Genomic DNA, 9,857 nt, shown 5'->3' on the forward strand with positions numbered 1-9,857 from the left:
GAGCTTTTTAGGCCGCTTGGAGCTGCCCCGCAGACATTTTGCCGGACTTACGGTCATGCTCCAATTGAAAGCCGAGCTTCTGACCTTCAGCGATTGAACTCATACCCGCGCGTTCAACGGCAGAGATGTGAACGAAGACGTCGGCACTCCCGTCGTCAGGCTGTATGAAGCCAAAGCCTTTGGTGGCGTTGAACCATTTTACTGTGCCAGTGGTCATGATAAACCCTTTCATCGGCATACATTTAATTGCCCGCCGAGCGGCGCGCGGCGGTGTTTCGACTTTTGAAGGGAGAGTTGATCAAGAGGCGCAGAGCGCAGCCAAGCAAATATCGGCAAACAAAGTATCGATGTCCGCAGGGATAGACTGGAGATCCTTCCCTGTCAACCTTTTGTTTTCAGCTTCTCGCAATTTCCACTTTTGCGGGCAATCACGTGATGCGTTTCAGGTCGGCGCGTCAGCGGATAAGCGTCGGCTTCATAGAGTTTGCGCATCTGCAAACCATCGAAGCGCGCCTCCTCGACTTCGAGCACGGATCCACGAAGGAGAGAAGCCGGCATGTCCTCGATCGCAAAGCGAAGAGCTTCGGCGACGGAATCGAACCTCTTGTAGCCGAGGCTGCCTCTTCTGTTGATTGTCTTGCACGGGTAAAGCCCCGCGCCGGCATTATAGTCGAAAACGGTCATAACCTAATCCTTGCGGCGTGAGCGATCGTCGAGGACGTCGATCTTTGCCCTCCCATCTTGCGGTATCAACGGAAAAAAGAAGTCAGTCCAACTGTTCCAGCGGTCCGTTTTTCGAGACGCTGCTGCATCTCGGCAAGCTTCATCGCTCGCCTCCGGGGAACTTGCCTGCTGAGGAAATCCTGCAGCTTTGCTGCATCCGATCCCTGTTCTGGCTTGGAGCGCTTGAACATGCTTTCGGCGGCATGGCGGGTGGTGTTGGTCATTATGGCATCCTCAGGGTGGCTGCTGGACGAATACATCCGGAACAAACCGCTCCAGCCAGTATGGCGGAGTTCGCAACGTTCGCAAAATCAGGGTTTGCCAAGCAACCGACGCAGCCGGGAGGATCAGGTAGCCGAAAGGCTGAAAACGTGCCCTGTATGTAACGTTTTAATCAGCCTCATTCAAGGCACCACATGAATAGCAAAAGCTTGCTTGCCAAAGGCGGAAATGAAGTCCAGGGTGCGATGTCGGCTGCAACTGGTCAGGGCGCTGCCGCCTGAGGGACAAGAGCGCGCCCTAGCCCCGACAAGAGGAGGACGCGACGACCTCCCGGTCCTCGCATGCCTGCTTCCTGCTCTACTTCCAGAAAATGCTCCTGAACGCCAACGGCGAAAGCAAGCACACACCAGGCAATCGGAAAGTCCACAGGAGCTTTCTCATGGTCCGCAACAGAGGACAGCTTCATGGCTCGTCACCTGTCGGTCGTGAGATGTGGGCCGGCGCGCCTATTTTTCCTGAGAAAGCTCCCGAGAAAAAGCGAAGGCTCTGGTAGCGTCGCACGGTATCTGTCCTTCCCTCTTTACTGCCCATCAGCGTTATATCTTTGAATTAGGACCAGGAGATCGCAGATGCAGGCCTTTGGAGACAACTTATGTGGCAATCATATCCCAGGGCGCTGGCCCTGATGATGACCATCCCCCTGCATTCAGCCTACAAAAGCGCGGTGCTAAGGACTTTGCCGCGGCGAAGGCGATACCGCCGGAATTACAGTTGTCTGCTTTGAAAGCGGGCTCGCTTTCAGCTTCTCAAAGCGAGCCTTCCGAGTTGCTACTATCAGACGTCTATCTGCGTCCACCACTAGGACGGGATTTGGCACCTGTTCCGCCTGCGGTCTTGGCGTCGGCAGCTTGCCCGAAGTTTGTTCCCCCCAAGTGCCCGCCACCGCTCGTGTTCGCAACCTGGCGTTCGGTTCTGCGCCGGATCTCAGCCGCGTTGGTTTTGCTCATTTTCAATTCCTTTTCGTCGCATGAGTGATCGCTGCCGGACGGCGCCCGGAAGACCGAAGTTCGATTTTGAGAGAAAAGGTTTGCTTGACGCCAATCGGCGCGAAACGAAGCTCGACTAGCAAACTCGATGTGGCAACGTGGGCCGCCATTGTGTTTAAACGAAGTTCTCGGCCAGCGGGCCGGCCAACAAAAAAGGCCGGGGCGAGACCGCGCCGACCTTCCTCACATCGCTGCCGTACCAGTGCCAGTACATCCGTGGTCAAAAGCAGAAAGCGATTGCGGCAATTGCGAACGACAGATGTTTTCCAGCGCTCATCAGCAATGCCGATGGCTGCCATATAGGCACTGGCTGCAGGAAACGCAACCGCAATTTTCGGTTTTGTTATAGATATCTTATAAAAATTGAAATTGCGTGTTTCACATTGCATCCGGAGCCGCGCTCAGGCATGGTCACTTCGTCAGCAGCCAATGTTACGGGCGCTGCTGCATCAGGGCTCAGAGCCCTCGCCCCAAATTGAAGGAGGACCGGAAATGTCTTCCGAACACGTGCATATCTTAAATTCCAGAGACCTCGCAATGCTGCGAGGCGTTTTGGATTCGGCTGGATACAATTCAACCAGAAGCGTCGCCCATCCTGAGCGATACAGCGCGGCAGCGAAATTGCTTATCCAACGTTTCCAATATGGGATGACCTCCGCCGACGACCTTTCCAGGGAGCTGGAAAGGTGTTTTGGCGAGCCAATTTCGTCGAAGTCTCCGCCAAGCTTTGAGCGGACACGCGCCTCCATTCAGGGAGGGCCTGTTCGGTAACCTCCGACAACCGTAGTTATCGGTCCTCCCAGTGTATGAGGCGATAGATGGAACAACGCGTCAAGGCGGTGGTTGGGGGCGTGGATTGCACGGGTGAGGAACGTTTCTCCCTCATGTCGTACTCCGGCAAACTGTGAGATCCACTATTTCTCAAATGAGGAATCGGAGACTGTGTGTCGACATCGGCGTGGCTGCTCTTAGTGGTTGAACGCAATCAGGTGCGGCATACTATTGCGTCCGCAGATGAAGCCCTTGACATGCTTTTTAAGAATTGGCCGGTGACGAGCGGTAGCGCTTTCTTCATGGCAATGGAGGCCTGTGCGGGCACGCTAGAGGGCATAGTAACCGAAGGGGAAGCCCAGTCCGCATTCCTTGCAGCAGCTTTTGACGCGCGAGTCGTGGTTCGGATCGCCTAGCTCTTTACTTAAAAGGACTCCCAATTTCCTCGTCTTCGGTCAGAACAACCTGGATGCGGCGTCCGAGGCAGGTCACGGAGGGCCGCAATAGTAAGCGCAAATCCCCCGCCTTTGCGTGGCTTGGACGGCGTCGAAAACAGAGATTGTTAAACCGGTGCGGAGGTATCTCGCCGCTTTCGCCAGGCCGGTCCGCAAGTATCAGAATCAATGCATCGCTTTCTGGCCCAATGGGCGCCGAACGCCTCGCGCGGCGTCGGTTGCTCAGCGGTAGCATAATGATCGATTTTTGGAGTGCTCATTCGCTACGCCAGGATTTTACCCTCTCCACCTCGCCGGAGGAGGAAGCTCGCGCAGTTGACGAACGCCGTTAAGCAAAGAAGCCGCGGCATAGCTTCACAAAGCGCTAAAGCACTGAGTTCGATGACAAGAGCATTGGTGTCAGGGACCTTCACTCGCGCCACGACAGATCTCGTTGCTTCAGAACTGGCGACCATCGCGAAGGGGTGATGGTGATAAGGCGCATCAAGGCGGCGATTCCCGCGCCCGCCTAACCCTTTTTGAGACGGCAGAAGCTGCATGCCGATCCTGAGGCTTTGGCATCATGGGAAAACGAAGGAGGCGCCACGCGAGCTGCGGACGCGCCTGCGGACAAGAAGAATTGATGACCCGCGAGGCAATTGAGCAAGGAATGCCGAATTGGCGATCAGGGCTCGCTGCTCGAAAGCCCATTCCATCTTAGTCTTTGGTGATGCTGAGATTCCGCCCAGTGGCTCATTGCAAAGAGCTGCAGCAATCACGCCATCGCAGGCGTGATTGCCCGCATGCCTGTCGGGCAGCATTGCTCCACCGAGCGATTTCCAGTGTACCGACTTCATTCGGCGGCCGGACGGCATGTGTGTGGTGGCTTCATTATTTAATCGACGTGAAAACGATATCGCCGCAGACCTGCCACCGTTCAACTTCTCCAAGACCTCCGCCGCCTGATAGAGCCGGATGTCGCTACCCCAGAATGGGCCCGGGTTATCGATGCAGCCTACGTTGATGCGCGGAAAATCGCGCTTAACCTTAAATCCTGCAGACCCCTTCTATGATGGTCCGTTTCCTGACGGATCAGGACGTACCCTGGGATAAGGTGTATAAGCATGGTAACTTCCTGCACAACAGGTGCCGCCAATGCGTACTCCGGCTATTCTGCTTCTGGAAGACGAAGCGCTGATTGCGATGGATGTCGAGAGAACGCTTGACGATGCTCAGGCAGGAACTTCGACTAGTCTTGCATCCTGCGCTGCCGCGCTCGCATGGCTGGCAAATTATACTCCCGATGCGGCGATCATTGACATTTTCCTGCGAGATGGCGAGTGCATTGAGGTTGCTGAGATACTCGTAGAGCGGGGTGTTCCATTTGTAGTCCACAGTGCCCGAAGAGGCGTGGAGAGGGAAAGTCATCAGGTTTTCCTAAACGGAACCTGGGTGCCTAAACCTTCAGACCCTGCTCGCTTGGTCAAGGCTGTGAATGACTGCCTCAGCTCGAAAAGCCGGCATCTACCTCCGATACTTTCCGATGGAACCGAAAAAGGACACCGGCGGGCGTGACATTTGCAACGGCCGAGATCATGATCTTTTTTCCAGCCAGGACGTCGCCTCACCATTCATCCGCGCGTCGAAACTAACCTTCGTAACGAAGGCTGATCGTTTTCGTCGCTTAGCCCGCGGCTATCCCTCCGCCCGTGTCGAAGCCACTCGGTGTCGGTAATACCGGGCGTCGAGAAGGTTAAACGCGACGCCGGTATCCTTCAGTTTTACGAAAGCTTAAACGAGATGCTGTTGATGAAAACTTTTGTGCGTTGTATCCGCCTTGAAATCTTCCTGGCATCAACCAGGCCTGCTTCTGTCTGCTTAGCGCGATGATATGGGGAGCCTCGATTCTGCTCGGTGTTCCACAATCGTCCACGCGTGGTGGGCTAACGGAGCGCCGAAAAGGAGCCGGTATTCTTCTTCAGGTCCGCCGTAGGCATCCGAAGCGAACTCTTCCATAGCGCGGCGGTTGCGCACCGTAATGCGTTTTCGCTCTGACTTAATAAAGCCCTTGCCCTCAAGAACGTGAAGAGCATCGGTGACGCTTGGACGTCTGACGGCAAGCATCAGCGCAATGTAGTCGTGGGTAATGACAATCTCGTGGCCGCCGAGGCGATCGTTGCACATCAGGAGCCAGCGGGCCAGCCGAACGTCAACCTTGTGAATTCCGTTCGACAGTGCCGTGTAGGAAACCTGCGTAGACAGGTTATGCGAGCAGCGGTTAAGCAAGCTCGCGAAGATAATGCAGTCGTGCCGTAGCTTGCCGAAGGATCCAATCTCGATGCGGTAGCCCTTTCCTGGAGACTGTACGACCACCTCATTCAGGCTTAAACCAAATCCGACAGCGGGAGGCGTGGGCGCAAATCCTTCGCGACCAAACATCCCCGCTTCCGCCTTTCGACCCTTGCGGGAAACGGTAACGATCGAGCCCAGGCCGCTTTCAAGGAAGTAGACGTGCTCGATTTTCTGACGCGCGGAAACGATAAGGAAGGCGAGGGGAAGCTCGATTGGCTCAAGGTGGGGGATGACTGCGGACAACTCGTCGGCAGGGAGGCGAGCGAGTAACTGATTTTCAAAACGGGGGAACTGGGGCACAGAGGCAGCTCTTAACTTGGGGCAAGAGCTGTGATCTCCCTGCCGTCCGCGCCCTAAAGATCAGCGAACGATAAGGAACTGTACCAGAACTACACCAGCCTGTCGACTGATCGATCTATAGTGCACAACGCGAGCGCATTGCTCTCGGTCTGCTTGCAGAACATGATGCACTGACGGCTCGCGAGCTTGCCGCACAGCTTGAGCTTCCTTCAATCGAGGCGCTGCAGCCGTGGATCAAGCGGTTGTCAGAATGGCAATTGGTGCAAAGCGCCGCGCGAACCCAAGCGACCCGCTATTTTGTCGACCCAGCTCTGTTGCGCCGACATAGTTGCTCGCTAATAGGTGAACTGGCAAAGAAAATGGCTGCCGGAAGAATCTTAGGACCAATGGTCCGATGGCATTGGTCGCGGCCCGAGCCGCGAACGGTCAACAGCATTGCTTGACGCGATCTGAAGCTACGAGCCTGTCGTGGCGATCGCACAAAGACTTACCTCCTTGAACGGAATCGAACCGCAGTTCAGCGGGCAAAATTCTACTTTGCATCACTCACTTCCGACACATAAGAACGTCAGGGTGTTTAAAACCGATGCTTTTGCATTTGATGACTTTATTGTCGACCGCCGGCGGCGATCGGGAGCGCTATGAGGCCCATAATTGGGCTCAAAAGCCGTCCGCAATAGTTCGCGAATGAAGACGTGCGAAATCGCGATATGGGTACTATGGCATGCCATACACCATCTAGGCAAAAGAAGATTGACCGTATATCGAAACTCTGATTTATGATTTACGGTAATACCCCGACCCTCCATCGAGACCGGTATTGAACGAGCCTTGGCGCGCGCACCCGTAGTCGCGCTGATCGGCGCGCGTCAGGTTGGCAAGACCACGCTCGCTCGCAAACTTGCGGATCGGGTACAAGGCACAATTTATCTGGACCTGGAACGCGTAGGTGACCGACGCAAACTGGACGATGCGGAAGCGTTCCTCCAAGCTCAAGTCGGGCATTTAACGGTGCTCGATGAGGTACAGCGATTGCCGGCGCTGTTTGCAGAGCTGCGGGGGATCGTTGACGATCGGCGCGCTCGCGGCGAGCGGTCAATGCAATTCCTGTTACTGGGATCGGCGTCGTTGGACTTGATCCAACAGGTATCCGAAACGCTGGCCGGACAAGGAAATACACTTAACAGCGCGCGGCTTGCCCAGGGTTTGGGAGTATCTGCGCCTATGATTGGCCGGTATATCGATCTCCTTGTTGATCTCATGCTGGTTCGCCGTCTCCAGCCATGGAGCGGCAATCTGGCCAAGCGTCTTGTGAAGTCGCCGAAGATCTATGTTCGCGACAGCGGGCTCGTTCATGCCCTCCCGGAAATCGGTACACTTCATCAATTGTTAGGTCACCCCGTAGTCGGACCAAGTTGGGAAGGTTTTGTACTAGAGACGCTTATCGTCGCAGTTGGTCCCGACGTGGCTCCTTTCTATTACAGGACAGCCGATGGTGCCGAGATCGACCTTGTCATTGAACAGGCTGGCAAGCCAAAGGTGGCGATCGAAGTCAAGCGCGCCAGCGCTCCGCAAGCTGAGCGCGGCTTCTTTGTGGCCTGCGACGATCTCGAAATAGAAAACAGGATCGTCGTTGGCGCAGGTGCTGAGGATTATTCGGCGAAAGGCGGGGTCAAGGTGCGCACACTCCTCTCGGCTGTCAGCGAAGTTCGCGAAATCCTAAGATCACCGTTTGCGGCGTAAGACAATTTATGGAACCGCAAAACGGTTCCTCGCCGAGCTCATCAATGATCTGGCTCAAGAGCCGTGAGACTACTGAAGCCTGTCGCGGGATGCCTGACGATTCCTTAATATCCCGCTCGAGGGTAAACGCTTGGAAATAGGTGATGACGGATGCCGCAGCGAAAGTCGCGACGAACTTCACGCCTATCATGGCAAGGCCCAGCGTCGTCATGGGCGCGCTGCCGGTTCCATGCACAATGCTCATCGTCAAGGAGACGGCAGCCACCGTGACGGCACAGGCAACAGCTTTTTTACCATCCGCCGAGCCTCTGCCAAACAGGAAATGGACCGCCAGTCCAGACACAGACACCAGCACGATCGAGATCAACGCCGGCTCGACACCGGCGCCACCCATGGAAATCCTCGGCGCGGACGTGAGGGCTACGGTCACGAGAACCGCCAGCGGACCGCCGTAGACAGGCGAGACCGCCAGCAGGGTTGAACGGAGATCGAGATAGTAGCCGCTGCCGACCTCGACGGACAGCATCATCGACAAGACTGCGCCAAGGCCCATCATCAAGCCGAAGCCCAGTTTCGATTGGACCTTGGAGAGGCGGTAGAGCTTGTAGTGCAGGTGCATCGGATATAACGAGCGAGACCGCGGCCACGTTTCCGATCAAGACTTGCCAGGGCACGAGAATTTCCTATTGTTTGCGACAACCCAGCGCTTTTCACGCACCAGCCAGCCAATTGCGGCAGCTCGCAGTTCAAAATTCCTGCCAGTCACCAACGGCGACTGCCGCGTTGCCATGGAAGGCTGCGCCCACTTTTGCAGCCATTGCCCGCGGCGCCGATGCGACCGGCCTGGAAGCGGCAGTTGCCACGGCGGGGCGCTGCTGGCGTGAGGCTGGGCCGCCGATATTGAACTGGCCCAGCAGCTGGAAAAGAGCGTCGGCTTCCTTGGCGAGGCTATGTGCGGCAGCCGTCGATTCCTCGACCATAGCGGCGTTCTGCTGCGTGCCCTGGTCCATGGTGTTTACCGCGGTGTTGATTTCCTTCAACCCCGTCGCCTGCTCCTTTGAACTCTCGACGATCGCAAGAACATTGCTGTTGACCTGCTGAACCTGGGCGACGATCTCTTCGAGAGCCTTGCCGGTTTCGCCGACTAGCGTCACTCCGCTCTTCACATGCTCGTTGGAGGCCCCGATCAGCTCCTTGATCTCCTTTGCCGCTTTGGCCGACCGCTGAGCAAGCTCGCGAACCTCTTGCGCGACCACCGCAAAACCCTTGCCGGCATCGCCCGCGCGCGCCGCCTCGACGCCAGCGTTCAGTGCCAGGAGATTGGTCTGGAAGGCGATTTCGTCGATGACGCCGATGATATTGCCGATCTCTGCGGACGATGTCTCGATCTTCCCCATCGCATCGACGGCGCTGCGGACCACCTCCCCGGAACGCTCGGCGTTCTCGCGCGTCCTTCGCACCAGTTGACCGGCCTCCTGGGCACGGTTGCTGGAATCGGAGACCGTCGTGGTGATCTCTTCGAGGGCGGCTGCGGTTTCCTCGACGGAGGCCGCCTGCTGTTCCGTACGCTTCGACAAATCGTCCGAAGCGGCGCGAACCTGCTGGGCTCCGGCAGCGATGCCCGTTGCGTTTTGCGCCACGACCTGCATCGCTGTGCGCAGCTTGCTGACCGCAGCGTTGAAATCGGTGCGGAGCTTTTCCAGTGTCGGAATGAATGGTGTTGCGACTTCCTGGGTCAAATCGCCGCCGGACAGCGCCATCAAGGACGATGCCAGCTGATCGACATTGTTGACGCGGGCGGTAACGTCGGTCGCGAATTTGACGACCTTGAACACCTTGCCGTTCATGTCGAGGATCGGATTGTAGGTGGCCTGGATATAGATCCTTTTGCCGCCCTTGCCGAGGCGCAGAAATTCATCAGCCACGAATTCACCAGCTGACAGGCGCTCCCAGAAGCGTCGATAATCGTCACTGTTGACGTAGGCGCTTTCGCAGAACATGGAATGGTGGCGGCCCTGGATCTCGGCAAGCTGATAGCCGAGCGCCGACAGGAAATTTTCGTTCGCCGTCAGAATCTCTCCTTTCGGCGTGAATTCGATAACCGCCTGGGCGCGCGACAGCGCGCTTATCTTGCCGGCATCTTCGGCGCTTTGCATTTTCTGCCTGGTGATATCGGTCGCGAATTTCACCACCTTATACGGCTTTCCGCCACTGAAGACGGGATTGTAGGAGGCTTCGATCCAGATTTCCCTGCCGCCCTTGCCGA

At 56.5% G+C, this 9,857-nt stretch carries 10 protein-coding genes; 3 read left to right on the forward strand and 7 right to left on the reverse strand.

The window, feature by feature from the left end:
- Window positions 1-7: 7 nt before the first annotated feature.
- The 4 genes from B5E41_RS23970 to B5E41_RS23985 form a co-directional block, all read right to left on the reverse strand.
- Window positions 8-217 (reverse strand): cold-shock protein, encoded by a 210-nt coding sequence (locus B5E41_RS23970; RefSeq protein WP_088396361.1) that lies wholly within the window; start codon window positions 215-217, stop codon window positions 8-10.
- Between the two features lie 164 nt (window positions 218-381).
- On the reverse strand, window positions 382-684 hold the full coding sequence (locus tag B5E41_RS23975) for a hypothetical protein (RefSeq protein WP_011428437.1): 303 nt from the start codon (window positions 682-684) through the stop codon (window positions 382-384).
- A gap of 65 nt (window positions 685-749) precedes the next feature.
- Entirely contained in the window at window positions 750-947 is a 198-nt protein-coding gene (locus tag B5E41_RS23980; protein WP_088396345.1) for a hypothetical protein, read from the reverse strand.
- A 1,007-nt stretch (window positions 948-1,954) separates the two neighbouring features.
- On the reverse strand, window positions 1,955-2,290 hold the full coding sequence (locus tag B5E41_RS23985; RefSeq protein ID WP_245303143.1) for a hypothetical protein: 336 nt from the start codon (window positions 2,288-2,290) through the stop codon (window positions 1,955-1,957).
- 672 nt (window positions 2,291-2,962) lie between these two features.
- Here B5E41_RS23985 and B5E41_RS23995 point away from each other — a divergent pair.
- Both B5E41_RS23995 and B5E41_RS32695 read left to right on the forward strand, forming a co-directional pair.
- Window positions 2,963-3,178, forward strand: a complete 216-nt coding sequence (locus tag B5E41_RS23995; protein WP_425350138.1) for a DUF982 domain-containing protein — start codon at window positions 2,963-2,965, stop codon at window positions 3,176-3,178.
- Between the two features lie 1,173 nt (window positions 3,179-4,351).
- Window positions 4,352-4,771 carry a response regulator gene (locus B5E41_RS32695; RefSeq protein WP_088396349.1) on the forward strand — a complete coding sequence of 140 codons (420 nt, stop codon included), beginning with the start codon at window positions 4,352-4,354 and terminating at the stop codon, window positions 4,769-4,771.
- A 303-nt stretch (window positions 4,772-5,074) separates the two neighbouring features.
- Here B5E41_RS32695 and B5E41_RS24010 read toward each other — a convergent pair whose 3' ends face one another.
- Entirely contained in the window at window positions 5,075-5,848 is a 774-nt protein-coding gene (locus B5E41_RS24010; protein WP_088396350.1) for a Crp/Fnr family transcriptional regulator, read from the reverse strand.
- 831 nt (window positions 5,849-6,679) lie between these two features.
- Here B5E41_RS24010 and B5E41_RS24025 point away from each other — a divergent pair.
- Window positions 6,680-7,591, forward strand: coding sequence for an ATP-binding protein (locus B5E41_RS24025; RefSeq protein ID WP_245303144.1), 912 nt, complete (start codon window positions 6,680-6,682; stop codon window positions 7,589-7,591).
- On the opposite strand, the gene B5E41_RS24030 is transcribed toward B5E41_RS24025, so the two are convergent.
- A complete protein-coding gene (locus tag B5E41_RS24030; protein WP_245303145.1) occupies window positions 7,548-8,210 on the reverse strand; it encodes a LytS/YhcK type 5TM receptor domain-containing protein in 663 nt (220 codons plus the stop codon). The two genes, B5E41_RS24025 and B5E41_RS24030, sit on opposite strands and share 44 nt — an antisense overlap.
- A 127-nt stretch (window positions 8,211-8,337) precedes the next feature.
- Window positions 8,338-9,857 (reverse strand): methyl-accepting chemotaxis protein (locus B5E41_RS24035; protein ID WP_088396352.1); only part of this gene is annotated, 1,520 nt, incomplete at its 5' end.

The sequence above is a fragment of the Rhizobium esperanzae genome (assembly GCF_002204185.1).
In the GTDB taxonomy this organism is placed as follows: domain Bacteria; phylum Pseudomonadota; class Alphaproteobacteria; order Rhizobiales; family Rhizobiaceae; genus Rhizobium; species Rhizobium esperanzae.